Here is a 23,925-nt window from a genome sequence, read left to right as displayed (position 1 = left end):
TTGTTGCTCCTCCCCAGGACTTCTCAGCGCCCCGCTCGATCACGCGGCGCCCTTCCCCGCTGCGCGCGCACGGGCACGGCTCTGCAACGGGCGCGAGGCCGTGCGAGGGCGAGGCGACGCCGACGTTCCGCGACGCGCACGCATTTTCGCGTTGAGCCGTTCTCCGGTGGTCCGAGCAGCGGGGCCCGTAGACGTTGGCTGCCGGCCGGTCCCACTCGGCCCGGAGCCGGCCTTCCCTGATCTCGTCGGCCGCGACGTCGTTCCCTCGGCTGTGGCTCCGGGGCGGCGCGCTGCCGGTCTCGCGGCGGCGGACCGCGGAGTGGGCGTGCGTCGATCCTGCGACGGGCTGGGGCGACGGGAGCGCCTCGACGAGGTCTGCTGCTCCTGTCCCGGGACCTGGGACTGGGGGTCTCGCCTCTGAGGGCGACGTCCCTGACGCGAGGGTGCTGCCTCCACCCCAGAGCGTTCTGCGGCCCGCTGCTCCGCATTTCGCGTAGCGCCGCTCCAGGTCCAGAACCGACCGCGCTCGCGTCGCTCTGCACGCTGCTCCCTACGCTGCTCGCGGCGCGCTTCCTTCTTCCTCCACTTCCGCTCTCCCATCCCGTACGCGATGCCGTGCATCACCTTGTGGCTGCGCTTGTCATGGATTCCCGAGCGGTGGAGCATCCCACTCCCCAGCCGTGCGCCCATGAACCCCGGGCGAGAGACACTGCGGGTCGCGGCGCGGACCGGGGCGGTGGCGACATTTCCCGCACCTCGGCCGAGTGTGACAGCGCCCTGCTTGAGGCGAGAGCCCGCCCGGCCGGCTCCTTGCGCGAGCTTGCTGCCGGCGCTGGTGGCTGCTCCCGCCGCCAGTCCGCCGCCGATGTGATGACGGGCCCCGAGCTGCTTGGGCACAGGCACGTTGTTCGACTTCGCACGAGCGCGCTCACGCATCCGATTCAGAGCCTTGCGCAGCTTCCTGCGCTGCTGGAAGATCACCGCGATCACGACGATCAGGACGAGGTCGACGATGAGGAAGAGGACGATCATGTTCGTCTCCCACGTCGTGAAGAAGTACTGGACCGTGGCGAGGTAGAGCCCGCTGATCAGGACGACAGCCATCAGCGCGAGGAACGACTCCAGGAGGTTGATCGCGATTCCGATGAACCCTCGGTAGGAGCCGCCCGGACCGATCCCGCGGAAGAGCTCCCACACAGCCATCACGCCAGCGATCAGCATGTTGAGGATCTCGTAGATGATGATCATGGAGCAGATGACGGCGATGGCGAGCAGCACCCCGATGCCGATCAGGATGATCAAGGTCGTCACGAGGGTCACGGACGAAGGGTTCTTGATCGTCGCCCCAAGGTCGGACGAGCAGGAGAGCATCGCGTTGGCCAGATCCTCACCTGACTTCCGCAGGTTCTCGTTATAGGTGCTTTCACACCCTCCGCCGTCGACGAGGCCTCCGTAGGCGATGTACTGGTGCGGCGCGCGTACGAAGATCGACACGAGCTGCTGCCCCATCGTGCCGGAGGCTTCCGTCGCATCGACCTCGCCGATCGCAGCGTCAGGGTTCACCAGCTGAGCACTGAACTGCTGGGCTGCCTCCTGCGTCCGGGTGAGGAGCCCGGTCGGTCCGGTCAGCCAGGTCACGGGGTTGGTGATGATCGCTGCGCTGAGTCCCCAGATCACGAAGCTGCCGAACATGTCGGTGAGGCCGCGAGCCTGCTGGCCGATGTACATGCGGGAGATCCCGACGACGCAGGCGAGGAAGATCAGGAGCTCCCGGACCATCGGGAGCTGATCGAGGACCCGATCGAGCACCTCGGCGGTCTGCTCGATCGGATAGATCAGGTAGGTGAGCCATCCGAACCCCAACGTCAGGTCGATCAGCAGCGCGACCCCGCCCACCCCGTAGCGGCACAGGTCCCACAGGAACCCGACGATCCCCGCCGTCATGGACTGGATCGGGTACTTCACGTTGAGCACGTCGAGGAGGAACTCGATGTTGTAGTTGCTGATCGCGTACCCGGTCCCGTCTGTGCGATCCAGCGCCTCGAGCGGATTGGGCGGTGCCGCCAGCGCTGGGGGCGCCGACACGAACATCAGCAGGTACGTGACGAGGCCGATCTCCAGCCACATCACCAAGCGTGGGCGAGCGAGGATCGCCGTCACCAGGTTCGGCAGGTGGCGGGGGAAGAAGGCGCGCAGGATCCGCGCCTGCACCTCACACATCGGAGGCTCCCGCGTGGGGGGTGGTGCTGGCCGCTTCCCGCGAGGCAGCTCCGGCCGGCATCAAGGTGCGGATGCGGCCGATCGTGCCGGTCGCATCCCTCATCCACGCCTCACCGCGACGTTCCGGCGGCACTTCGCCACCGATCTGGGGCGAAGTGTTGGTCTGGAGCTCCTTAACGAGCTCCTCGTCCTCGGCGTCCATGCCCAACCAGCGCAGTGACCGCTTGGCGAGGGCCTCGTCCGTCTGGGCGTGAACGATGCGGATCGGAATCAGTCCTCGCATCGTCTCGTCACCGAAATCGTTCTCGGGATCGTGGCTGCCGAGGACCAGCGCGGCGTTGTGCTTGCGCCCGTCACGGATGAACAGGGTCAGGTCGGCAACGGAGAGCTGATTCGAGGTGACCATGTGGGCCTCGTCCTCGAAGTACGCGGCGAACCGGCCCTGGTCGTCGAAGCAGATCATCCTCGCCAGGCTCGAGATCAGCGTGTAGATCGCGCGACCGAAGCGCTTCTCGATCCGCATGACCTTGTAGAGATGGGCGTTCTCGAGCTCCGTGGTCTTGGGGACCTCGATGCGGTTGGTGCGGATCACGATCGCCGACGATGTCTTCCACGGCAGCGGCGGCAGCTCGTCGTCGAACAGGGCGCGTGCGAAGTCCTTCTTGGCATAGACGGACATCTGGCCCGACAGCTTCTTGGCCTCATCCTGCTCGGGCTGCTTCCCGAGTTGCGACAGGTGCTCGAGCAGAGCTCCCATCCCCGAGATGTCGTGGTCGTGGAGGTACTCCGGGGTGAGCACCTCACCGAGCAGGACACCCTCGCCCGACGTGGGGTCGAGATCCAGCAGCGTGATCAGGAAGTTGGAAGCGATCGTCGCCCCGCGAGCTGCATCGAAAGCGCGCAGCGGGTCCAGAGAGAACTCTGGCTCGGTCATGTCGATGACGGTGGGGCTCGTCAGGGTCTTCACGAAGGTGACCCACTCCCCCATCTCGGAGCGATCTGTGGCGATGACCTGTCCGCCGTCTCGATCGACGATCGACTTCATGAGGATCTTCATGGTCATCGACTTGCCGTAGCCGAGCTCCCCGGTGACGCCCACGCACGCGGATTTGTTGCGCAGCTTCGGCATGTTCGGCAAGTCGAGATGGACGTAGGAGAGCAGCGCACTGGTCTGGTTCTCGGCGAAGAGAGCGCCGGTTGAGTCTCCCAGCGTCGAGGCCGTGAGAGGGACGAGTCCTGCCAGGTCCCGGCTGGTGAGGATCTGCGCGTACTCGTTGACCTTCGCGGTCAGCGCGGCGCCGGGGACGAAGGACCACCACATCTCCTCCTGGTATCCCGCGGGGAACCCGACAGAGAACCCTTCGTCCTGGAGGATCTTCACGGCCGTGCGCGATCGCTGGACGACATCCTCAGCGTCGTCCGAGCAGACCGCGAAGATGATGACGGGCTGGATCTCCACCTCATTGGGATCGGAGGCGAGGACCTGGTCGTACGCGGTGACGGCCTCCACCGCGGCATCGAGATCATGCAGGCCGGTTCCGACCTCGTGCTCTCGCTGATCGAGCTGGTCGTTGATCCGACTCATGGCGGTCGCATTGGCGCGCTTAGCGTTGTCCGAGGACCGCGTGCGCATCCGCATCACCCAGTCGGCGCCGGGGACGAAGTTGTCGATGTCCCCGAGGATCTCCGAGCCCGGCCAGAGCAGCCCACCTTCGGGCATGTCGGTCAGAGCGAACATCGCCTGATAGGAGGTCATCTCATCGGCGAACATTTGCTCGTCGCCGATCTTGATGTAGCGGTGCGCGAACGGGTTCAGCTTCGCGACTCGCCCCTTCTCATCGGACTGGCCTCCCTCGTCGATGATCGGCTCTCCGATGTGGCGCACCTGCGTCAGGGTCTCGAGGTCGTCCCGGGAGTACGCGGTTGCGTCGAAACCGCGGCACATCAGGTGGTAGTCGAGCCACACCTGCTGCGCCACGCTCACTCGCTGCGGTGCGAAGGTCCGCGGAATCATCGCCTCGATGCGTGCGGCCTGATTCCCCCGATACTTCATCTCGTCGTTCGAGACGCCGTGGTGGGGGAGCCCCAGCTTCACCTTCGCCTGCTGCACGCCGGCCTGAACCGGCAGCGTGAGCCTGCGAAGCCCAGAGTTCGGCAGGGGGACGGCGAGGAAGTACAGGCGGTCCCCCGCCTCGGTGCCTTCGAGATCGTCCAGCCTGGCCTCGGCTTCGACTGCCCACGCCTCCCGGTCCTCGAGGTCGACCCCGTCGATCATCCGCTGCACCACAGAGACAGGGTCCTGCGCGACGACGACGCTGAGGATCATCGCTTCCCCGGTGAGTACTCGGAACATGGCCTGGTGGGCCAGCCGCGCAGCGTTCTTCTCCCGCTGGGGACGTCTGCCGTAGCTCATGCCCTTGAGCTGCCAGATCGCCCAGCAGGTGCCCTGACGGGTCCACATGAGATGCCCAGATCGGATAGATGCGGGGTGAAGCATCGAGTTACCTCCGTTGTGCGGATGCTGCGAGGATCTGCTGCACCTCGGTCAGCTGGTGAGGAGTCGGCTGCTCGCTCGGCGCTTCCTCGACCGAGACATCACGCTGACGGGCAGAAGCGTCAGAAAGTGCTGGAGCCGAATCGACGTCGACCGCTGGAGGCGCCATCTCCTCGGCCAAGTTCTCATCGGATGCGCGGATGGCGGGATCTCCCGCGGCACTTGTCGGTGCCGAGCAGCGGTACCTGACCCTGTGCTGCCCTCTCAGCGCGATGCGTGATCCCCCCTGAGTGCCCCAGCGAGGGGCCGTCCCGTAGCCGATGACTCCGGCCGCGAGCATCAGCGGGTTGCGGCCCTTGAACGGGATGCGTCCCGCTCCCACAGCGCACCCAGCCGCGACCGCGAGGAGGACCAGCCACGCGAGGAGCGGCACCCAGCCGCGAGCCCAGAGCCACATCGTCTCGCTGCCGATCCAGGCTGCTGCGACGAACACGACTCCCTGGGTGAGGGTGTAGGGCCCGAAGGGGATCTTGAAGTCGCCCAACTTCCCGAGCATGAAGGGGATCTTCCGTGCTCGGGTGTAGAAGCGGACGACGACCTGCTGCTCAGCCATGACGTCAGCTCAGGAGCTCATCGTCCGGCATCTCCGTCTCGAGGGATGCGCCGGCATCGTTGAGACCTTCGAAGGTGTCGCCGAACATCTCCTTGACCGAGGGCACCTGGCCGAGGAAGCCCAGCGCGACGCAGACCATCAGAATGCTGACGATGAGCGACGCGGTGGAGAACTTCGACCTGACGTAGTTGACCAGGGCACCGACGAAGATGATGCCGCTGATCACGGAGAGGGTCGTGGATTTGGCGTCGGCAGCGAGGCCGTTGGCGGCGTCGAAGATGCCTTTGGCCTGGAGGGTGCCATCGGTGTAGATGGTGCCGGCGGCGATGATGAGGTCGTTCATGACTGCTCTCCTTCGGTGGTGGGTGTGCTGGTGGTCGGGTTGATCGCTGAGACCTCCCAGCGATCGCGCCAGCGCAGATCGACCGTGTAGCCGAGCTGGGTTGTGCCGCCTTCCGCCGTGGTGGCAGAGACGGTGATCTGAGTGCGCACGATGTCTCCGTCGGCCGGGGCGGCGGGGATCTCCTGGCTCGTGCGGACCGAGGGGACAGTCACCTCGGCGTAGGGGGCCGGGGTGACCGCCGAGATCGCCGTGTCGGGAGCGGTCAGGGGGGCGATCTCTCCCTGCCCAGCCAGATACGCCTCCGCGAACGCGCTGACGGTGTCCGTCACGTCCGAATCGGAGACCTCGTCACCGGCTACGACCGCCAGGTCGCCACGTGCCGGGGACGCCACTCTCGAGGGAAGTCCCGCGGCGGCGATCGCCCCTGTCTCGTCGGTGATCACCGGGAGCTGCCAGGTCTGCGAGGTGGGAGGCTGCTCGTCCGTCGCCTGCTGCTCAACGCTGACCGTGACGACCCAGGTGGTCTCGTCGATCTGGACGGCTTCGCCGGGGGTCACGGTCCCGATCTCGGTCGGCTCGGAGGGAAGGGAGATCGTGGTATCGACCCCATTTGCAAGTAGTGCAGTGATCTGGTCTTCCTGTTCCCTCGACCCACCCAGATACAGGTCCACGAAACCTGCCGCGAATGCGGAAACCCTCTGCGATTCCCCCGCGTCCTGGACTTCAATGGGAGCCGTCTCTGTTTCGGAACCACTTCCAAGAATGGTCGCTCCGAGAGAAAGGACTCCTGCACCACAGAAGATCCATATGAGTCCCGACGCTGCGGCCGACTTGAATCTCTCGCCCGCAGTCCAGGGGTTGGCGATGTCTGGCTCGGCATCCTTCTGCTTGCGTGACTTCCGCGCGGGCGGAGTCACCGCATCGGAAACGTCGGAGCCCTCAGAAGCTGCCTCGGGCGGCTCTGCCTCAGCGGAGGTGCGGTGACGGCGCGGGATGAGGGTCAGCACGGGTCCTCCTCAGCGGTGAAGGGGGCGCGGGGGGAGCCACCCAAGCCGACCCCCGCACCCCCGCTCTGGGCCACCTCGGTCAGGAGCGCGATGTCAGCGCGCATCGCCTGCTCCTCGTCAGGGCTGATCCCTGCGCGCGCTGCTGCCCACGCCGTCTCGTCCAGCGGGTCCGCCAGCAACATGGCAAGCAGCGTGCGCAGCTTCCGTTGGCGGCGGCAGACCGCTCCCACGGCGCTCACGGCCGCACGAGAGGCATCGAGCTCGAGCGTGGCGGTCATCGGGATCTCCTCTACATCGGTGGTCACCCCTATATCGCTGGGCCGGACCCCGGTTTGTGACAGCGCCTCTCAAACTTTTTCTGCCCCCTATGAATCATCCAGACAGACACCCCTCTGACCTGCACTGATACCGGGGGCAAGAACTTCGTTGTTCTCGCACCCCACAGGGGCAAGATTCAGGGCAAGAGCCCCTCGCCAGCGTGAAGGCACCTGTTCACCTCACCGCAGGAGCCACCATGACTGCCGACCCCACGCTGGACGACATCACCTCTGGTCTCGCAGACGACTTCGCTGCGATGCTCGACGAGCCGCTCACCGCTCCCATCGATTCGGCACGCACCGTCCGGGACCTCTTCAACCTCCTGGAGCGGCGTGATTACGCGACCAACGACCGCGTGCTGCACACGCTGCTCTCCCGCCTGGACGAGGGACCGCAGGCCCGCCGGCTGCTGCTGCACGCCATGCGCCCTGCGCTCTGCTCTCTGGCCCTCAAGCGCTTCCACGCGAGTGCGCTCCCCATGTCCACTGCCGACGCGTTCTGCGCCGTCGTGGACGCGTTCTACGACGTGCTCGACCGCCCCCACATCCGCGCCCGGACAGAGCGCGTGGCGGTCCGCATCGTCAGCCAGCTCAGCGACGAGCTCCGACGTCCCACCGCGCTCGACTTCCACCGCAGCACCGACTCCTGGGACAACATGATCGTCCTCGAAGACGCAATGCATGCGGAACAGTCCCATGCACCCGAGATGAAGACTGCACATCGCAGTCAGCTCGACCTTCTGGAGGGTCTCGCTTGGGCTCGGGACAATGAAGTGATCACGCTCGAGGAAGCACGATTCCTTATCTCGGTGTATTCCCCCGAGACCGGCCTGGACGAAACCGGAAACCGTGCCCCCGCTGCCATTCGACAGCGAGCGCGACGACTGGCCAAGCGGATCGCCGAAGCCTTCATCCAGGACGCCGATCTCCTGCCCGAGCTCTCCAGCGAGGTGGCCTGATGCCCGCCCACGGCACGAGGGCTCGCTACCAGGCCGGCTGCCGGTGCCCCTCGTGCCGAGCAGCGAACGCTGCCTACGATCGCGAGCTGCGACAAGGAGGGCGCTCACACGGCACGGCGAAGACCTACCGCGACGGCTGCCTCTGCGACGACTGCTCGACGGCGTACGCGCGGTGGGCGGGGAAACAGCCCGACGCGAAGCGGATCCCTGCCGGCGAAGTCAGCTACCGCCTCGGCGAGCTCGAGCACCTGATCGCCGGCGGAGTCTGGCCACCGACTGCGGCGCGGCGAGTCGGCTGGTCGGTCGAGAACGCCGAGCGAGCAGCTGCCCGACACGGCCGGCACAAGCTCGCCGTGCGGATCGGTTCCGCCCGGCGCAAGCCCCTCACCCCCACCGCATAGAGGAGAACGCCATGCCCGACACGACCACGAGCAACCACTCCGACGAGGAGCATCCCCGCTCACGCCAGGCCGGCACCGATGCTCTCCACCCCGACCCCGACCGTCCTCATCCCGAACAGCTCGACCTGCTCGACCTCCTGGAAGGAACTGCACGATGACGCGACAGCGACTGGACCTCTCCCCCAACGACACCGACACCGCCGTGCTGATCACCCCCGCAGGACGACGGCAAGAGCCTCGCTGGGCCCTCGTCTCCCGTGGCTCCGCGGCCGAGGTGATCCATGACGAGCACCAGTTCCAGCGGGCCAGAGACAGGAAGCTCGTACGTCACGGGCTGGCCCTCCTCTCCGTCGCGGTCCTCCTTCTCGCCGTGATCGCCGTGCTGCACGGGCTGGGCTACGACGTCCCTTACCTCCTGACGGCGGGGATCATCCTTGGCACCGCCTTCCTGTTCTACCTTGCCGTCGTCAAGGCCTCAGACGAGCCGCCCACCGCTGACGATGAACCGCAGCTCCGTCGCTTGCTCTCGAGTCCCAACACCCTCGCATCGTGCTCCGTGGACGTCGCTCGTCACCTCTCCCCGTCCCAGCGAAACGCACTCACCGTGGCTGACTCGTACGGGCTCACGCAGGAGGTGCTGGGTCTCCTCGAGGAGCGGGTCCATGCCCCGCAGCGTGAGAAGCGGCGGCGTGCCAAGGAGGAGCGTCGCGAGCAGGCCCTCGCAATCGTCGACGAGCAGCGCGCCCCCGCACCGACCTACCGGGATGTTTCCTGAGATTCGTATTTTCGTTTTCTCGTCCTTCCGGTATGCTCCAGACTGTCAACACCCGACGAAGGAGCCACCCATGCCTTCCAGAGCCACCCGGCCCAAGACCTCAGCCGAACCACGCGTGATCAGCGTCGTCAACGAGAAAGGCGGCGTCGGCAAGACCACGACCGTGGCTGAGCTGGCTGCCGTCCTCGCCACCGCAGGCAAGCGCGTCCTGGTCATCGACACCGACCCCCAGAAGACCCTGCGAGATTGGGTCGATCAGGTCGGCCTGGACTCCACCCCCTTCGACGTCGCCAGCATCGAGCACCCTGACGAGCTCGGTGCAGTTCAGGACGTCGCCTCCGACTACGACTTCGTGTTCATCGATACCCCAGGCACTCGAGCGGTGAGGGACCTGGTCGCGCAGTACATCGCCATCAGCGACTTCCTCATCGTCGTCTCCGAGGTCGACGGGATGGCGCTGCACCCTGCTGACCGGTACATCGACGAGCTCGTGATCCCCTCCAATAAGCCGTACGCGGTGCTCCTGACCAGATGGGACTCCCGGCGACCACAGAAGCTCACCCGCGCTCAGGAGTTCTTCGAGGGCGTCGACAAGCCGATCTTCACGTCGGTGATCCGGTCCTACTCCCTGTTCGCCGATGCCTACGAGGACGGCGTCTACGTGACCACCAGCCCCCGACGCGGCGAAGCCGCACACAAAGCAGCGGGGGACTACGAGCGCGCTGCGCTCGAGCTGATGTCCACGATCGCCACCCTCTGAGCCCGAAACCAGGAGCCACCCACCATGTCTGCCAAGGAAGTCAACCTCCGAGCGAAGCTCGGCCGCAACGCCGCCTCCTCAAAGCCCACCACCCGCGCATCGGTCCCGGCATCACCGGCGCCGATCCCGCCGGTCGACGAAGACGATCTCGTTCGCAAGGAGGTCCGGGTCCGGCCCGACCAGGTCACCCGCCTGGCCAACCTCCGCCGCCGGATCAACAAGGCCCGCACCGCAGCTGAGAAGGGCCTCGACGCCAGCGAGAAGAGCCCCTCGATGACCGACCGCATCCTCGCTCGGGTCGCCCTGGACTATCTCCTCGAGCACGAGGACGACCTCCAGGGGTGGACCGAGCAGGACCTTCTGACCAGCCTGCGGAACGCCAAGGACTGACCCTCGAAAGGACCCCTCGCATGCCCCTCCTCGACAAGATCAAGAAGAAGGCGGACGACTCCGCCGCCACGGAACAAGAGCAGCCGGCCATCCCCACCGCCGCGACAACTGCCCCCATCCGTCAGCGCCGGCGTCCCGCGTTCATCGCCCTCGGCGTCGCGTTGATCATCGTCTGCGCGCTGGGAGCGCTCTGGCTCGTCGACCGGCTTTCCACCACGACGCCGGTCGTGGTGGCCGCCGCGGATGTCCCCGAGGGGCAGCGGCTGACCGCCGAAGACCTCACCGTCACCGACGTCACCGTTCCCAGCGGCGTTGCCACTGTCCCCGGCAGCGACCTGGACACCCTCATCGGTCAGCGAGCCGTCGGACCTCTCGAGGAGGGAGCCCTCCTCGCACCGGGGGATGTCAGCGGAGAGCAGTTCCCCGCCTCCGGCACTGCCGTCGTCGGTGTCCGCGTCAGCAGCGGACAGATCCCCACCAACGACGTGGACCCCGGAGACCCGATCCAGATCATCGGCACGCCCCGAGAGGGTGATGACCCGCCCACCGGCGACGCTCCGGTGATCACCGGCACCGTGCAGGCCATCAGCACCCCCAGTGCGGAAGGAGAGGTCGTCGTCGACGTCCTCGTCTCCACCGACCAGTCCGCCACCCTCGCCGCTCTGTCAGCGACCGGGCGCATCAGCGTCGTCCTCGTCCCCGAGGAGGAGTGACATGCTGATCTCCCTCGCCTCCGCCTCCGGGTCCCCCGGTGTCTCCACCACTGCCCTCGGACTGGCACTGGTCTGGCCCCGCGACGTCATCCTGCTCGAGGCCGACACCGCCGGAGCCTCCGCGGCCCTCGCAGGGTTCTTCGCGGGCTCACTCCACCCCCGTTCGACCATCCTCGACATCACGCCAGGAGCGGACTTCGAGGAACAGCTCATGTCCCGCTCCATCGCACTCTCCGATGACCAGGCGCCGATCCGCCGCCTTGTCCCTGGCATCAGCAACCCGCTGCACGGGCCACAGCTCTCGACACGATGGGATGCACTGGCGCTGGCACTGTCCGATCTTGAGCGTGCGGGCATCGACGTCCTCGTCGACATCGGGCGGATCCACTCGCCGCACCTCGCCGCGCCGATACTCCAGACCTCGGACATCACCGCCCTCGTGCTCCGTCCGACGATCACCGCGACTCTGACTGCGCGCACGACCATCAAGAACCGGCGTCTGGCCGAGGAGGAGGGCCTCTCCGCCCCCGCTTTCCACGTGGTCACCATCTCCGCTCCCGACACGTACTCCGCTGGCGAGGCGAGCAAGGCACTCCACCAGCCCGTGCTGGGGTCCCTGCCCTGGGCGCCGAAGCACGCCGCCGTCTTCGCTCACGGCAAGCCCCGCCCCCGAGGGTTCGACACCAGCGGTTACGCACGCTCCCTGCGCTCCCTGTCCGGAGCGATCAGCACCGCCGGGCAGAAGCGCCGCGACGCCATCCAGACTCTGCGAGGAGTGACCCGATGACCCCCCAGCAGCCCCAAGACCTCCCCGATTTCGAGAGCCTCGCCATCCTCGACCTCGAGGACAGCGCCGTCAGCACCACGCCCCTGACACCTCTGGCCCAGCAGCCCGATGCCCGCCGTGACGCCGCGCCGGCAGCTCCGGCAGCCGATCAGGGCTCCTCCCCGTCGACACGGTTCACCGACTGGTCGATCATCACCAGGATCCGCGCAGACGTCGCCAACGCACTGGCCGAGGAGGCCATGCCGGGCAGCGACGCCGACGATCAGCGCGCCCGAGCTGCCTCCCTCGTCGGCTCCTTCATCGACGACGAGGAATCCCGGCGACTCGACTCCGGGCTCGTGCGATGGACCAATGCGGAGCGTCGCGCCATCACCCAGGCCGTCCTGGAGTCCCTGTTCGGCTTCGGCCGACTCCAGCCACTGCTGGACGACCCGAGCATCGAGAACATCGAGATCTACGGCTACGACGACGTTCTCATCCAGCGCACCGGCAATGCCTTCGAGCAGGCCGATCCGATCGCCGAGTCCGATGCGGACCTCCTGTCCACGCTGAGCTTCCACGCCGCTCAGCAGAGCAAGTCGTTCGACCCCGCCCACCCGCGGCTGCACATGAGTCTTGGTCCCACCGCCCGCCTCTACGCCACCGGGTGGGTCGTCCCGAAGCCGATCGCCACGATCCGCGTCCACCGCCTCGTCGACGTCACCCTCGACGATCTCGTCGACCTGGATCTGATGCCCCCCGAGCTCGCGCAGTTCCTCCGCGCCGCCGTCCGCGCGAAGAAGAGCATCATGGTCGCCGGCGCCCAGGGCGCCGGGAAGACCACGCTGCTGCGCGGACTGATCAACGAGATCGACCCCTGGGAGAAGCTCGCGATCCTGGAGAGTGTCGCCGAGCTGCACCTCGAGCAGCTCGGCAAGGAGCGGCACCGTCGCCTCGTCCCCCTCGAAGCGGTGCCCGGCAGCGATGAGAAGGATGCCAACGGCCACCCGATCGGCGAGATCACCATGGACGACTGGGCGCGCGACACCTTCCGCATGAACCTCGACCGGATGATCGTCGGCGAGATTCTGGGGCCCGAGGTGATCGCCATGTTCGAGGCGATGCAGACCGGTGCCGGCAGTCTCTCCACCATCCATGCCAAGAGCTCGGCTGCGGTCCCCGAGCGCGTCGTCACCCTCGCACGGAAGGACGGGCGCGTGACCGAGGACTTCGCACGCAGGCAGGTCTCCGAGAACATCGACCTGGCCGTCTACGTCGACCTCGTCAAGACCCGGAACCCCTGGACCGGGGAATCCTCCCTGAACCGCCGCATCACCGACGTCACCTCCTACACCCCCGGCGAGAACGGCCAGGTCGCTTCTACTCAGCTCTGGGGGCTCCAGGACGGGCAGATTATCTCCAAGATGGCACCGGAGTGGATGGACGACCTCCGTCCCTACCTCGACGAGGAGGCGGCCTGACCATGAACGCGATCCTCGCCGCCCTCCTCGTCGTCACTGCCGGCGTGGCCATCTGGCTGCTGATCGCCGGCCTGCGTCCCGTTGCCGCACCCTCAACCCCGCGCCACCGCCAGCTGACGCGCTCCCAGCGCAAGCAGCTCCAGCTCCTCGCAGCCGGACTCGCCATCGGCCTGCTGCTGTGGATCATCACCGGGTACATCGCGGCGGTGATCGCCGCACCCGTCCTCGCGCTCCTCGCTCCGCAGCTCATCCCTCACTCCACAGGGAAGACCACGATCGAGCGCCTGACCGCGATGGAGGAGTGGACCAGATCGTTGGTCGGCCTGCTGGGGGCGAGCGCCGCCATCGAGCAAGCGATCATCGCCTCCCGCAGCTCCGCCCCCGAAGCGCTCAAGGAGGAGATCGGGATGCTGGCCGCGCGCCTCCAGAACGGCATCCCCATCGAACAGGCCCTCACCCAGTTCGGCGACGACCTCGACGACACCACCGGGGACCTCCTCACCGGATCTCTCCTCCTCGGAACCCGACGACGCGGATCCGGTCTCGCCCGGCTGCTGGAGGGCACAGCGGAGACGATCGCTGACGACGTCGCCGCGCGGCGCCAGATCGAGGCCGACCGCGCCAAACCTCGCGCCAACGCCCGATTCATCACGGTCATCGCGGTCGCGGTGATCGCCATCGAGTTCCTCTTCAACCCCGCCTACGTAGAGCCCTACCGCACCGGGCTCGGCCAGGTGATCCTCATCGGCCTGGTCGCCCTGTTCCTCGCCGCACTGTGGTGGATGAACATCGTCGCCCGCGACCCCAAGAGCCAGCGGCTCCTGCGACCCACTGGAGATGCGTCATGACCTCCCTAGTCCTCCTACTCGGTGGCGGAATCGGTGCCGGCCTGTACCTCATCGTCCGAGCCCTCACCCCCTCGCAGCCGGCCCTGCCCGCTGCGATCTCACGCCTCACCGCCACCTCGAGTGACCAGACCTCTTCTGTGCCTCCCGCAGATCTCCAGGAGCGTCTGGGCATGTGGGCGGAGCGAGTCGTCGCGCAGCTGCCGATGATCGTCACCCCCGACCGGGACCTCGCACTCATCGGGTGGTCCTCCCGCAAGTTCTACGGGCAGAAGGCCCTTGCGGCGCTGGTCGGGTTCGCATTCCCCGCCGTCATGTCGCTCGCTGCCTACCTCGCTCAGATCTCCCTCCCGATTCCCATGACTCTCGGAGTCATGCTGATCCTCGCCGTGCTGTTCTTCTTCCTCCCGGACATCGAGGTTCGCCAGCGGGCTGCGGCCCAGCGCACCCACTACCGGCGCATCATCGCCGCCTACGTCGACTTCGTCGCCCTCTCCCGTATCGCTGGCGCCTCCGCGACCCAGGCGATGAGCGACGCCGCCCGCGTCGGCGACAACGAGCTGTTCGTGCGGATCCAGCAGATGATCGAACGGTCCCGCCTTCGCGGCACCTCCGCGTGGGGTGACCTGCGCGAGCTCGGGGACGAGATCGGAGTGAAGGAGCTTCACGAGATCGCGGACATCGTCCGCCTGTCCGGAGAGGAAGGAGCCTCCATCTGGGAGAACCTCCGCTCCCACGCCCACTCGATGCGCAACGCTCAGCTGCGCACCGAGCAGGGAGCTGCCAACGCTCGCTCCGAGTCGATGACGATCCCGTTGACCGTGCTCGTGTTCGCGTTCGTCGGAATGCTCCTGACCCCATCCCTCCTGAACCTGGTCTCCTCCTGACCCCGCACCGCATGACCGGCGCCAACACCTAGCGCAGCACCGCCTGCAAGAATGTTGAATGGGTCATGTCACAAGGGGGGCCCCGCAGCACCGATATAGGGGTGACTCCACCCATCTCACCGAAAGGACCACCGCCGTGAACGCCATCCTGAGGATCATCCTCGAGTCCCTGCTCAGCTTCACCCGCGAGCACCTCCAGCGTGCCCGCCAGACCTCCTCGTTCGGCGCCAGCACCGTCGAGTACATCCTCATCGTCCTCGGAGGCATCGCGATCGCGGGGATCGTCGTCGGCGCCATCACCCTGTTCGTCAACGGAAAGATCTCCCTGCTGGGCTGACGGGGATCATGAAGCGAACCGAGGCGGTAATGCTCGGCCTCGGCGTGCTGCTGCTCGCCGAGGCGATCATCGGCGTCCTGACGATCGGACTCACCAAGACTCTCTGGGTCCTGGTCTTCACGGTCGGCGTACCCATTTCTCTCGGCTTCATCGCCTTCCTCGTGCTGACCGCGGTCGACGCCCTCCGCACCCGTGCGACGAGGACGTCGGCACACTCTCTCGGTGGCCTTGAGCGCGGTCACGCCAGCGAAGCCGTCCTCGTCATCCCCCTCATCCTCGGAGTGATCTTCGTGATCATCCAGGTCGGCATCTGGGCTCACGCCCGGAACATCGCCGTGTACTCCGCTCGTGAGGGGGCGACCGCAGCTGCCGCGTACCAGTCAGGACAGTCCCCCGAGGCAGCCACCCAGGCGGCGCTAGCGGGCAACGCCGACGGCGTCCTGCGCTCCTACTCGGTGACCTCATCGCACGGCGAGGACTCGATCACTGTGACCGTGCGCGGTCAGTCCCTGTCTCTGATCCCGATGGTGCAGCTGCCGCCCATCGAACAGAGCGTGTCCGTCCCCGTCGAGACCTACGTTCCCTGACGGGGTTCACAACTCACGAGACATGATCTAAGCTGTCAACAGTTTCGCTTTTGGAGGTGAGGACAGATGACACGCAAGGATCTCGAGCACGGCGCCTCGAGTGTGGAGGCGGCGATCCTCGCCCCCACCCTGATCCTGCTGCTCGCCCTCGTCGCCGCTGTCGGCAGTGCCGCCCTCGGCGAGCAGAGCGTCACCACCGCCGCGCACTCCGCCTCCCGCGCCGCATCCCTCGCGACCAGCCAGGATGACGCCGCCGCTCGTGTCAGCGACGCGTTCACCGCCGAGCTCTCCCAGCAGGGGAAGAAATGCACGAGCCTGTCGGTCGACGTCGACGCCGACGCTTTCAGCACACCTCCCGGCGAAGTGGCAGTGGTCAGCGCGACCATTACCTGCACCGTCCCCTACGCGCAGCTGATGCCCATCTCGGGCCTGCCCGGCACCAAGACGATCACCGTGAGCACCACCAGCCCCCTGGACACCTACCGGGAGCGCTCATGAACACCGTGCGCAGCCGCCTCGAACGCGGCGAAGTCTCCGAACTCGTCCTCGTCGTGTTCGTCGCCCTCGTCCTCATCATCGGACTCGTCGTCGACGGCGGGGCGAAGATGACCGCGGCCAGTGAGGCGTCCTCCATCGCTCAACAGGCCGCCCGTGTCGGGGGCCAGCCACTGGACTCGCTCCCCGCTGACGGAGAGACCGCACACCTGGACGCGGGCAGCGCCGCAGCCGCCGCACAGGACTACCTCGACCAGGCCGGCGTCGCCGGCTCAGTGCGCATCGTCAACAGCTCCACCCTCGAGGTCACCGTCACCAGCACCGAGGACACCACATTCCTCGGACTCATCGGAATCAACACGGTCTCCGCGACCCGCACCGCACGCGTAGACCTCATCCACGGACAGGCAGAGGTGATCCCATGATCAAGCCACTCAAGGCGCTCGGGGCGCTGCTCGCTCTACTCGCCCTGCTCGTCGGGATCCCCGCCGGACTGCTCGTCTTCTACGGCAACCCGATCCCGACCTCGCTGCCCTCCGGCAGCGACATCGCGACGTTACTCACCAGCCGCAACACCATCGGCGCGCTGCTGTTCGTCATCGTGTGGATCGGATGGATCGCCTGGGCGACCTTCGCCGTGTCCGTGATCATCGAGCTGATCGCCCGCGTCCGCCACATCCCGGCCCCGCAGATCCGTGGACTCGGCGCCCAGCAGGGAGCGGCAGCGCTGCTGATCGCCACGATCGCCGGAGGCGTCGGGGCACCCGCAGCCATGGCCTCCCCCGCCCCGGCCGAGCAAGCACCCGCCGTGCAGACGGAGACTCTCACCATGCCCACCGAGACCCCGGCGACCGAGGACAACACGGCCGCGGACTCCACCGACGAAGAGGCCGCCAGCGAGGATCTCCTCATCACCGTGCAGGCCGGCGACACCGCCTGGGACCTGGCGGAGAAGCACCTCGGCGACGGCCTCCAGTACAAGAAGATCATCGCCGCGAACGACGGCCGGACGCAGCCGGATGGGTCCACGATCCACATCGGCCACGACCTCTGGCTCGAGGAGGGATGGGAGCTGGTGATCCCCGGCGCCGCGCCCACCGAGACCGCGGACTCCGAGCAGCAGGGGAAGACCGTCACCGTGCAGGAAGGCGACACACTCTCCTCGATCGCTCAGGAGCACCTCGGCGCCTCTGACCGGTGGCCCGAGATCCTCGACTCCTCCGCCGACATCACCCAGCCTGGGGGACACACCCTCCAGGACCCCGACCAGATCGACGTCGGCTGGACCCTACAGATCCCGGGAACCGCGTCTCAGACGGCCGCTGAGGCCCCGCAGGACGCCCAGCAGTCCTCGCCCGAGCCCCACGACCGTGAGGCATCCGGCGACGCCGTCACTGCCGCTACAGACGCTGCCAAGGTAGCGGCTGCGGCCACAGGCTCCAGTGCCGACGAGACCACCGAAGAGGCCCCGGCTGCCGAAGAGTCGCCCGCCCCGACGGCGCCGGCCGACACCCCCGCCCCGGAGAGCACCCCCTCCACCGAGGCGGAAGATTCGGCCACCGTTCCGTGGGCCGGGGTCGGGTCGATCCTCGCCGCGAGCATCCTCAGTGCCGTCCTCGCCCGACGCCTCTACACGCAGCGCAAGCGTCGCGCGGATCAGAAGATCCCCGCCGCAGCGACCGTCGACCTCGACCAGATCCGACTCACCCGGATCGAGGACCCCACCGCCCTCGGCTTCGTCGACCGCGCGCTGCGCACGCTCTCCGCGCTCCAGCTGCGCGACGGCCAGACCCTCCCCGACGTGCGCCTGGCACGCCTGACCGACAGCCACCTCGAGCTCTACGCCGCGGACGGCCACGATCTGCCCGCACCGTTCGAGAAGACCGAGGACCCCGCCACGTGGCTGCTGCCCCGCACCGCCCCGCTGGCAGAGGACGAGACGATCGCCGACATCATCGCCCCCTACCCAGCTCTCGTGACCATCGGCACCGACCACGACGGCCACCAGATCCTCGTCGATCTCGAACACCTGGCCGCCCTCGGCATCCACGCCAGCGCCAGCACGTCCATGCCGGTCATGCGAGCCCTCACCGTCTCCCTCGCGACCTCCCAGTGGGCCGACGACCTCGCCATCACCACCGTCGGCGTCTGCCCCGAGCTCGAGGAAGCACTCGGCTCCGGCCGCATCTCCTACCGCGACACCGTCACTGACCTCCTGGACTCGCTCGAGGCGAAGCTCCTCCGCGACCAGGAGACCCTGAGCGAGCTCGGCCACGACTCCGCCCAGCACGCACGCCAGGCCCAGGACGCCACCGACCTGTGGGCGCCCGAGATCATCATCATCGGTGCCGACCTCTCCCTCACCGAGAAGAGCCGGCTCCAGCGGATCGTGGACGCGCAGCCCCAGATCGCCGTCGCCGTGATCTCCAGCGACCAGCACACCGACCTCTCCGAATGGCGGATGCACATCGAGTCCCTCGAGGCAGCCCGCCTCGAACCCCTCGGCCTCAAGCTCACCCCTCAGCACCTCACCGACACCGACTACGAAAGAGTCCTGCGAGCCCTGAACGCAGCCAGCAGCGTCGAGCCCGCCACCCCGGCAGATCAGCCGGTCGACGACGTCAATGAGCCCGCTTCCGTGGACGCCGAGCCGCAACTGCGATCCGTCCCTTCCCTCCGCACCGCCGCGGCGATCCTCACCGCCGAGCAGCGCAACACGGAGCCGGTCCTTCCCACCGAACACCCCTACGTCCGGGTGCTCGGCCCCGTCGAGGTACTCGGCGCCACCGGCCCTCTCGAGGAGAAGCGCCTGGCCCAGCTGACCGAGGCCACCAGCTACATCCACCTCAACCCCGGCCGCTCCTCCCACAATTTCATCGCCGACCTCTGGCCCACCAGGCGCCCCGCCGACAGCGCGCGCCACCAATTGATCTCACGACTGCGCAAGTGGCTCGGCACCACCACCGAGGGAGACCCGTACATCCCCCGCGCCGCCGGCGACGCCGGCGGGTACATGCTCGAGCACATCACCTCCGACTGGAACACCGTCGAGACGATCGCAGCAGACCCCGCCGGCACGAGCACCGAGGATCTCGCGGAGGCCCTCAAGCTCGTCCGGGGCCACCCCTTCGAAGGCGGCGGCCGCCGCTACAGCTGGACCGTCACCCTCCAATTCACGATGATGAACGCCGTCCTGGACATCGCCCACGAGCTCGCCCGACGCGCCCTCGAGGCCAGCGACACCGACACCGCCCTCTGGGCCACCCAACAGGGCCTGCTCGTCGAGTCCCTCCACGAGCAGCTCTGGCGCGACCGCCTCCAAGCCGCCTCTCACGATCCCGAACTCCACCAGAAGGTCACGCACGAGCTCGAGGCAGCGATCGCCGCCCTCGACGACGACTACGACCTCCTCCCCGAGACCGAAGCGCTGATGTACACCCCGACCACCCACCGCATCGCGATCTGAGGCAGTCATGGCCACCCCCGAACTCGCACTCAAGCGCCGCTCCTACGAGCTGCACCCACCCCTGTTAGTCGGGCGACCGATCCGAACGACCGACTCCGTCCTCGTCGACCTCACAGCTCCCCAGTTCCACGCACACAGCACGACCGTCTCAACGGTCAATCCACCAAACCCCCTGGGCGCCCACACCACCCCCGACCCCGAGGAGACCTCCCGATGATCCGACAGCGCACCCTCACCGCGATCGCGGCAGCCGCCCTCCTCGCGCTCCCCCTCGCCGCCTGCACCGACAGCGGTGCCGAGGAAGACCCGACCACCACCCAGGACGCCCCTCCCACCGCCGACCCCTCCGACGCGACCCCCCAGGAGCGAATCACGGCTTCATTCGAGGCCTCGGATGCAGCTGCGGCCAATGGTTGGAAGGACACCAGCTACGTCAACGATTTCTTCGTTCCCGAGCTGGCGGAGAAGCAGCGAGCCGACGACGAAGAACGAGCCAGTAGTGGCGCAGTAATCACGGGGGACCGAGCCCTCTCCGACTGGACCACAGTCGAGGAGACGGATACGACCGCGGTCGTGGAGTTCTGCGACGACACCAGCGCTCTAGAAGCGACGAAGGACGGGGAGCCTGTGGAGATCACCAACCAACGAGGGGAGAGCGTCGGTCGCTTCACGCTGGTGAAGGAATCTGATTCTGAGCCGTGGATGATCAAGGAGCAGGGCTACTACGACGAGGGGACGACATGCGACGCTCACTTCGCGGGCTGATCGCTATCGGCGCGACCACCAGCATTCTCCTGGCCACGAGCCCCTCGTGGGCAGATGGAGAGGACGAAGGTGGCGTCACTGTCCACGGTGGAGGGGGAGGCGCTGCAACGGTTGAGGTTGGCGCTTCCTCCGGCGGCGGAGGCGGCGGAAATTCCTCTGGTGGGGGCGGTGACAAGTCCTCAGGCGGGGGCGGCAGCTCATCCAGTGGGGGGAATTCGGCCGGAGGCAAGGGCGGAGGTGGGACGACCTCCGTGAGTAACGGCGGGCGCACGAGCGTCGGGAACTACGACTCAGGCAGCTCAACGTCCGTTTCTATCCCTGCCTGGGAGCAGAGCGGCGCATCGAACTCCGACCGAGCTGAGGCCCTCGCTGCGGGCGTGGATTCCTTCACAGATCAGAACGGTGCCGACTGGAGCAACCTGACCGACGGCCTGACCACTACAAATGCCGACGGATGGAACCAGGCAATGCAGGTCGATGCCCCAGGCACACCGGACGCTCCTGCCGCTGACGAGCCCTCGCCGGAGGCTGAGCCGGAGCCCCAGGTCGATCCCGCCGAGCTCGCGCAGACCGCGGTCTCCCAGATGGACCTCGAGGCCCCAGAGATCGCCTCTACCCCGAACAACCCCGACACCCTCGGTGCCGTGGGACTGCCGGTGTGGTTCTGGGTGGCCAACCCCGGCGAGAAGACCACCGGCCCAGCCAGCACCAGCACGTCCGCAGGTGCTGTCACCGTGAACGCAACGGCCACGTTTGACGGAATGACGATCACGACCGGTGATGGCTCCACCATCGAATGCGCCGGCCCCGGCACCGAGTACCCCGGCAAGGGGATCGAGGAGTCGCCCGACTGCGGCCACGTTTACGAGCAGATGAGTGACGACCAGCCTGACGGCCTCTACACCGTTGACATCACGGCGCACTGGACTGTCGATTGGGACAGCAACGTCGGTGCCTCCGGTGAGATCCCCGTGGACCTCAGCACCAGCAAGCAGCTCCGCATCGGCTCCTATCAAACCGTCGTCACCGGCGTCTCCTGACCGTCCTGGCCCCGCGCACTTCCCCTCCCCCGGCAGCGTGGGGTCAGGACTTCTCTCCCAAGGCGGTCCGGCTCGTCCCCGGAGATAATGACCGTGCCCGCCCACCGCGACCCGCGCGGCTGCACCTCTATGCCACTCGCACCGAGGGATAGCTGAGCTCACCCTCGGCGGATCGGTAAGGGAGCGGTTCCGCCCCGGCTGGCTCTGCCTCGTCCAGTAGCTCTCGGAGCGTGGCTGCGAGGCGCCGCCGTCGGGAGTGGCCGGCGCCGCGCTCCACTTGGGCGATCTCGAGCTCCCGAGCGAGATGAGCAATCACCTGGCCCTCCGACGGGTGATCGTCGTAGTGGCGATCGATCAGGTGTGCCAGTTGGCGCAGTTCCGCCGCCTTGTCGAGATGCCCCGCATCGTCAAGAGGGTCCCCTGTCATCGCTGAATCCCAGGCCCACGCCTGTTCGGAATGGGCAGCCCTGAGGATGACGCGACAGACGACGCCCGCGTCGGAGGTGTCGACGAGGTCGTAGATCGCGGCGCCCTCCAGGCTCTTCTCCCTAGCGGTCCGTACAGCACGGGCCGCCCGCTCGCGATGGCGAGCAGAGGGCCGCCACTGCGGATCCAACTCGACGAGGTCCGGAGCGATCAGCCGCGCAGTACGCACGCTCTCTTCTGACGCGAACTCTTCGCGCAGCACCTCGCACAGAAGGGTGGCATCGCGTTGGGTAAGGCGGTATGTCATGGTTCCTCCAAGCTGTCGATACTCTCGACGCTATCCAGCTAACTGTTGAAACTCCAGCATTCTGCTGAATCAGTACTGGGGGAATGCCCAGGGGAAACGTACTTCGTTCTGTACGCTGAACGCACCACCACTACCCTGGAGGAACACATGGCACGGAAGACCCAGGTCACGCTCGTCGATGACATCGATGGCTCGGAGGCCACGACCACGATCGGTTTCGCTCTCGACGGCGTCAGCTATGAGATCGACCTGAACGAAGAGAACGCGTCGAGGCTGCGCGACGGCTTCGCACAGTGGATCGAGCACGGCCGGCGCACGGGTGGCCGCGCCCGTCGAGGTGCTGCCGTCAGCCGAAACCCTGAGACCAAGCGAATCAGGGAATGGGCTCGCGAGAACGGCCTCGAGGTCTCCGACCGCGGCCGCATCTCCGCCGAAGTTCGAGAGGCCTACGCTCTCGTGAACAAGACGAGCTGAGCTCGCTACACCTCGCAGGATCCACCGCCAGGGGCTGCTCTCCAGTCCCGGGGCACCTGAGGGCCTCCGCTGCCGCGCTACCGCACGTACACAGCCCCAGAGGCACCCTCGGCGCCGCTCCCCTCCCCCGCTCCGCGGCTTCGCCGCGCAGCTCATGAAGTTGGGCTGCACCTGTGCCGCAAGAGCGCCGACTCCCCGCGCTGCCCTGCGCCTCGAGTGCCACCTCGATGACCGCGGCCCCCTGCATCGATGCCGCCCACAACAGACCCTTGCCACTGCGCTCGACTGCCGGCCGCCACGCCCGGGATGCGTGGGGTGACCCCGGGTTCTGGTGAGACGTCGGAACCGCTCCGTAGGCTGACCCGCCCCATGGGAGGAGGTGAGTGGACAGATCGGAGAGGCGCTGCTCATGGTGATGGCACTGGTGACAGCGCTGCTGAACCTGACAGCAGGGGTGCTGCGGGTAAGGGAGTCGCTGGGCAGGCGTGAGCGCCGGGTCGTCGGCGGGCGGCACCGGCGATGAGCCGTCGAGAGGGGGCGACCGTGACGGTCGGCCCCTCTCGTGCTCCCAGACGAACACGTCAAGAAGGGCAGACTGTCCTTCCCCGAGCGCACACTGAGGCCATGAGCGAGCACCACACCCCCTACCCCGGGACTACCGCCGGGCAGTCGAGAGCGGTGCTACGCCCGAAGCATCCGAGGTACTTCGCCCACCAGGATCTGCTCGCTGCGGCAGAGTCGGTCGTCACCGGCTACAACCGCTCGGTCACCGGTGGGACCCCGGTGTCCATGACCCACAGCTGGCGGGATCCCAGCCTCCCCGACGAGGCCGTCCAGATCACCGTCGGCGACGAGCATCTCCTCCTCACCGTCGACGAGTGGCTGGGCCGCACCGAGCTCGCCGAGGACTACGTGATGACCTGGGTCTCCTCCCGAGTTCGCCTCGAGGGTGCCAAGGCCGCCAAGAGCCGCGGACGCGGAGAACCGACCTGGCACGACGCGATCCGCCGCGCGAACCCGGGCCGCCGCTGAGCGCAGTACCGAAGCGCGGCCCTAG

General features: G+C 67.3%; 27 protein-coding genes. 20 read left to right on the top strand and 7 right to left on the bottom strand.

Going from position 1 to position 23,925, the window contains the following annotated elements; all coding sequences use genetic code 11:
- Positions 1-39: 39 nt before the first annotated feature.
- The 6 genes from A4A78_RS17155 to A4A78_RS17130 are packed head-to-tail and all read right to left on the bottom strand — an operon-like array spanning position 40 to position 6,955.
- On the bottom strand, positions 40-2,220 hold the full coding sequence (locus A4A78_RS17155; protein WP_062951413.1) for a hypothetical protein: 2,181 nt from the start codon (positions 2,218-2,220) through the stop codon (positions 40-42).
- On the bottom strand, positions 2,213-4,681 hold the full coding sequence (locus A4A78_RS17150) for an ATP-binding protein (RefSeq protein ID WP_062951410.1): 2,469 nt from the start codon (positions 4,679-4,681) through the stop codon (positions 2,213-2,215). Before A4A78_RS17150 ends, A4A78_RS17155 begins: the two co-directional genes overlap by 8 nt.
- Positions 4,682-4,721: 40 nt before the next feature.
- Entirely contained in the window at positions 4,722-5,327 is a 606-nt protein-coding gene (locus A4A78_RS17145) for a hypothetical protein (protein WP_062951402.1), read from the bottom strand.
- A 4-nt stretch (positions 5,328-5,331) separates the two neighbouring features.
- The gene (locus tag A4A78_RS17140; RefSeq protein ID WP_062951401.1) at positions 5,332-5,670 is read right to left on the bottom strand and encodes a hypothetical protein; all 339 of its coding nucleotides are present in this window, start codon (positions 5,668-5,670) and stop codon (positions 5,332-5,334) included.
- Positions 5,667-6,677: a conjugal transfer protein gene (locus A4A78_RS17135; protein WP_082835400.1), complete on the bottom strand. Its 1,011-nt coding sequence runs from the start codon at positions 6,675-6,677 to the stop codon at positions 5,667-5,669. The genes A4A78_RS17140 and A4A78_RS17135 overlap by 4 nt, the downstream gene beginning before the upstream one ends.
- A complete protein-coding gene (locus A4A78_RS17130) occupies positions 6,671-6,955 on the bottom strand; it encodes a hypothetical protein (RefSeq protein WP_062951399.1) in 285 nt (94 codons plus the stop codon). The genes A4A78_RS17135 and A4A78_RS17130 overlap by 7 nt, the downstream gene beginning before the upstream one ends.
- A 236-nt stretch (positions 6,956-7,191) precedes the next feature.
- Between A4A78_RS17130 and A4A78_RS17125 the strand changes: the two genes are divergently transcribed.
- The 17 genes from A4A78_RS17125 to A4A78_RS17050 all read left to right on the top strand — a co-directional run bounded on the left by A4A78_RS17125 (position 7,192) and on the right by A4A78_RS17050 (position 21,661).
- The gene (locus A4A78_RS17125; RefSeq protein WP_062951397.1) at positions 7,192-7,953 is read left to right on the top strand and encodes a hypothetical protein; all 762 of its coding nucleotides are present in this window, start codon (positions 7,192-7,194) and stop codon (positions 7,951-7,953) included.
- A gap of 412 nt (positions 7,954-8,365) precedes the next feature.
- Positions 8,366-8,512, top strand: a complete 147-nt coding sequence (locus tag A4A78_RS17865; protein WP_156488655.1) for a hypothetical protein — start codon at positions 8,366-8,368, stop codon at positions 8,510-8,512.
- Positions 8,509-9,129: a hypothetical protein gene (locus A4A78_RS17860; RefSeq protein WP_062951395.1), complete on the top strand. Its 621-nt coding sequence runs from the start codon at positions 8,509-8,511 to the stop codon at positions 9,127-9,129. The genes A4A78_RS17865 and A4A78_RS17860 overlap by 4 nt, the downstream gene beginning before the upstream one ends.
- A gap of 70 nt (positions 9,130-9,199) precedes the next feature.
- A complete protein-coding gene (locus A4A78_RS17630; protein ID WP_156488654.1) occupies positions 9,200-9,889 on the top strand; it encodes a ParA family protein in 690 nt (229 codons plus the stop codon).
- Positions 9,890-9,913: 24 nt separating this feature from the next.
- Positions 9,914-10,279, top strand: coding sequence for a hypothetical protein (locus A4A78_RS17110; RefSeq protein WP_062951393.1), 366 nt, complete (start codon positions 9,914-9,916; stop codon positions 10,277-10,279).
- Positions 10,280-10,299: 20 nt separating this feature from the next.
- On the top strand, positions 10,300-10,992 hold the full coding sequence (locus A4A78_RS17105; protein ID WP_062951392.1) for an SAF domain-containing protein: 693 nt from the start codon (positions 10,300-10,302) through the stop codon (positions 10,990-10,992).
- Position 10,993: 1 nt separating this feature from the next.
- A complete protein-coding gene (locus tag A4A78_RS17100) occupies positions 10,994-11,779 on the top strand; it encodes a hypothetical protein (RefSeq protein ID WP_062951391.1) in 786 nt (261 codons plus the stop codon).
- Positions 11,776-13,239 (top strand): CpaF family protein, encoded by a 1,464-nt coding sequence (locus tag A4A78_RS17095; protein WP_062951389.1) that lies wholly within the window; start codon positions 11,776-11,778, stop codon positions 13,237-13,239. Before A4A78_RS17100 ends, A4A78_RS17095 begins: the two co-directional genes overlap by 4 nt.
- A 2-nt stretch (positions 13,240-13,241) precedes the next feature.
- Positions 13,242-14,087, top strand: a complete 846-nt coding sequence (locus tag A4A78_RS17090; protein WP_062951387.1) for a type II secretion system F family protein — start codon at positions 13,242-13,244, stop codon at positions 14,085-14,087.
- 170 nt (positions 14,088-14,257) lie between these two features.
- Entirely contained in the window at positions 14,258-14,971 is a 714-nt protein-coding gene (locus tag A4A78_RS17085) for a type II secretion system F family protein (protein WP_062951385.1), read from the top strand.
- 136 nt (positions 14,972-15,107) lie between these two features.
- A complete protein-coding gene (locus A4A78_RS17080; protein ID WP_062951384.1) occupies positions 15,108-15,308 on the top strand; it encodes a hypothetical protein in 201 nt (66 codons plus the stop codon).
- Positions 15,309-15,316: 8 nt separating this feature from the next.
- On the top strand, positions 15,317-15,895 hold the full coding sequence (locus tag A4A78_RS17075) for a TadE/TadG family type IV pilus assembly protein (RefSeq protein ID WP_082835397.1): 579 nt from the start codon (positions 15,317-15,319) through the stop codon (positions 15,893-15,895).
- A 66-nt stretch (positions 15,896-15,961) separates the two neighbouring features.
- Complete coding sequence (locus tag A4A78_RS17070; protein ID WP_062951382.1) at positions 15,962-16,393, top strand: TadE/TadG family type IV pilus assembly protein; 432 nt, start codon at positions 15,962-15,964, stop codon at positions 16,391-16,393.
- Positions 16,390-16,815 (top strand): pilus assembly protein TadG-related protein, encoded by a 426-nt coding sequence (locus A4A78_RS17065; RefSeq protein WP_062951380.1) that lies wholly within the window; start codon positions 16,390-16,392, stop codon positions 16,813-16,815. The genes A4A78_RS17070 and A4A78_RS17065 overlap by 4 nt, the downstream gene beginning before the upstream one ends.
- Positions 16,812-19,856, top strand: a complete 3,045-nt coding sequence (locus A4A78_RS17060) for a LysM peptidoglycan-binding domain-containing protein (RefSeq protein WP_062951379.1) — start codon at positions 16,812-16,814, stop codon at positions 19,854-19,856. The genes A4A78_RS17065 and A4A78_RS17060 overlap by 4 nt, the downstream gene beginning before the upstream one ends.
- A gap of 213 nt (positions 19,857-20,069) precedes the next feature.
- The gene (locus A4A78_RS17055) at positions 20,070-20,621 is read left to right on the top strand and encodes a hypothetical protein (protein ID WP_062951378.1); all 552 of its coding nucleotides are present in this window, start codon (positions 20,070-20,072) and stop codon (positions 20,619-20,621) included.
- Between the two features lie 377 nt (positions 20,622-20,998).
- Positions 20,999-21,661, top strand: a complete 663-nt coding sequence (locus A4A78_RS17050; RefSeq protein ID WP_156488652.1) for an ATP/GTP-binding protein — start codon at positions 20,999-21,001, stop codon at positions 21,659-21,661.
- Between the two features lie 127 nt (positions 21,662-21,788).
- Here the strand turns inward: A4A78_RS17050 and A4A78_RS17045 are convergent, their stop codons facing one another.
- The gene (locus A4A78_RS17045) at positions 21,789-22,394 is read right to left on the bottom strand and encodes a hypothetical protein (RefSeq protein ID WP_062951376.1); all 606 of its coding nucleotides are present in this window, start codon (positions 22,392-22,394) and stop codon (positions 21,789-21,791) included.
- A gap of 147 nt (positions 22,395-22,541) precedes the next feature.
- Here A4A78_RS17045 and A4A78_RS17040 point away from each other — a divergent pair, with 147 nt between their 5' ends.
- The 3 genes from A4A78_RS17040 (at position 22,542) to A4A78_RS17035 (ending at position 23,900) form a co-directional block, all read left to right on the top strand.
- Positions 22,542-22,868 (top strand): Lsr2 family protein, encoded by a 327-nt coding sequence (locus A4A78_RS17040; RefSeq protein ID WP_062951375.1) that lies wholly within the window; start codon positions 22,542-22,544, stop codon positions 22,866-22,868.
- Positions 22,869-23,247: 379 nt separating this feature from the next.
- A complete protein-coding gene (locus tag A4A78_RS17855) occupies positions 23,248-23,391 on the top strand; it encodes a hypothetical protein (RefSeq protein ID WP_156488651.1) in 144 nt (47 codons plus the stop codon).
- A gap of 101 nt (positions 23,392-23,492) precedes the next feature.
- Positions 23,493-23,900: a hypothetical protein gene (locus tag A4A78_RS17035; protein ID WP_156488650.1), complete on the top strand. Its 408-nt coding sequence runs from the start codon at positions 23,493-23,495 to the stop codon at positions 23,898-23,900.
- The last annotated feature ends 25 nt before the right edge of the window (positions 23,901-23,925 follow it).

The sequence above is a fragment of the Brachybacterium sp. sponge genome (assembly GCF_001613775.1).
Taxonomy (GTDB): Bacteria; Actinomycetota; Actinomycetes; order Actinomycetales; family Dermabacteraceae; genus Brachybacterium; species Brachybacterium conglomeratum.
This window is presented reverse-complemented; position numbering and strand designations above follow the sequence as displayed.

Excerpts from the sequence above, each read along its gene's own strand:
- A4A78_RS17145 (WP_062951402.1), bottom strand. The coding sequence starts at position 5,327 with ATGGCTGAGCAGCAGGTCGTCGTCCGCTTCTACACCCGAGCACGGAAG.
- A4A78_RS17045 (WP_062951376.1), bottom strand. The coding sequence starts at position 22,394 with ATGACATACCGCCTTACCCAACGCGATGCCACCCTTCTGTGCGAGGTG.
- A4A78_RS17860 (WP_062951395.1), top strand. The coding sequence starts at position 8,509 with ATGACGCGACAGCGACTGGACCTCTCCCCCAACGACACCGACACCGCC.
- A4A78_RS17105 (WP_062951392.1), top strand. The coding sequence starts at position 10,300 with ATGCCCCTCCTCGACAAGATCAAGAAGAAGGCGGACGACTCCGCCGCC.
- A4A78_RS17150 (WP_062951410.1), bottom strand. The coding sequence starts at position 4,681 with ATGTGGACCCGTCAGGGCACCTGCTGGGCGATCTGGCAGCTCAAGGGC.
- A4A78_RS17090 (WP_062951387.1), top strand. The coding sequence starts at position 13,242 with ATGAACGCGATCCTCGCCGCCCTCCTCGTCGTCACTGCCGGCGTGGCC.
- A4A78_RS17060 (WP_062951379.1), top strand. The coding sequence starts at position 16,812 with ATGATCAAGCCACTCAAGGCGCTCGGGGCGCTGCTCGCTCTACTCGCC.
- A4A78_RS17085 (WP_062951385.1), top strand. The coding sequence starts at position 14,258 with ATGTGGGCGGAGCGAGTCGTCGCGCAGCTGCCGATGATCGTCACCCCC.
- A4A78_RS17155 (WP_062951413.1), bottom strand. The coding sequence starts at position 2,220 with ATGTGTGAGGTGCAGGCGCGGATCCTGCGCGCCTTCTTCCCCCGCCAC.
- A4A78_RS17130 (WP_062951399.1), bottom strand. The coding sequence starts at position 6,955 with ATGACCGCCACGCTCGAGCTCGATGCCTCTCGTGCGGCCGTGAGCGCC.
- A4A78_RS17035 (WP_156488650.1), top strand. The coding sequence starts at position 23,493 with ATGAGCGAGCACCACACCCCCTACCCCGGGACTACCGCCGGGCAGTCG.
- A4A78_RS17055 (WP_062951378.1), top strand. The coding sequence starts at position 20,070 with ATGATCCGACAGCGCACCCTCACCGCGATCGCGGCAGCCGCCCTCCTC.
- A4A78_RS17095 (WP_062951389.1), top strand. The coding sequence starts at position 11,776 with ATGACCCCCCAGCAGCCCCAAGACCTCCCCGATTTCGAGAGCCTCGCC.
- A4A78_RS17630 (WP_156488654.1), top strand. The coding sequence starts at position 9,200 with ATGCCTTCCAGAGCCACCCGGCCCAAGACCTCAGCCGAACCACGCGTG.
- A4A78_RS17100 (WP_062951391.1), top strand. The coding sequence starts at position 10,994 with ATGCTGATCTCCCTCGCCTCCGCCTCCGGGTCCCCCGGTGTCTCCACC.
- A4A78_RS17065 (WP_062951380.1), top strand. The coding sequence starts at position 16,390 with ATGAACACCGTGCGCAGCCGCCTCGAACGCGGCGAAGTCTCCGAACTC.
- A4A78_RS17040 (WP_062951375.1), top strand. The coding sequence starts at position 22,542 with ATGGCACGGAAGACCCAGGTCACGCTCGTCGATGACATCGATGGCTCG.
- A4A78_RS17075 (WP_082835397.1), top strand. The coding sequence starts at position 15,317 with ATGAAGCGAACCGAGGCGGTAATGCTCGGCCTCGGCGTGCTGCTGCTC.
- A4A78_RS17070 (WP_062951382.1), top strand. The coding sequence starts at position 15,962 with ATGACACGCAAGGATCTCGAGCACGGCGCCTCGAGTGTGGAGGCGGCG.
- A4A78_RS17865 (WP_156488655.1), top strand. The coding sequence starts at position 8,366 with ATGCCCGACACGACCACGAGCAACCACTCCGACGAGGAGCATCCCCGC.
- A4A78_RS17125 (WP_062951397.1), top strand. The coding sequence starts at position 7,192 with ATGACTGCCGACCCCACGCTGGACGACATCACCTCTGGTCTCGCAGAC.
- A4A78_RS17110 (WP_062951393.1), top strand. The coding sequence starts at position 9,914 with ATGTCTGCCAAGGAAGTCAACCTCCGAGCGAAGCTCGGCCGCAACGCC.
- A4A78_RS17140 (WP_062951401.1), bottom strand. The coding sequence starts at position 5,670 with ATGAACGACCTCATCATCGCCGCCGGCACCATCTACACCGATGGCACC.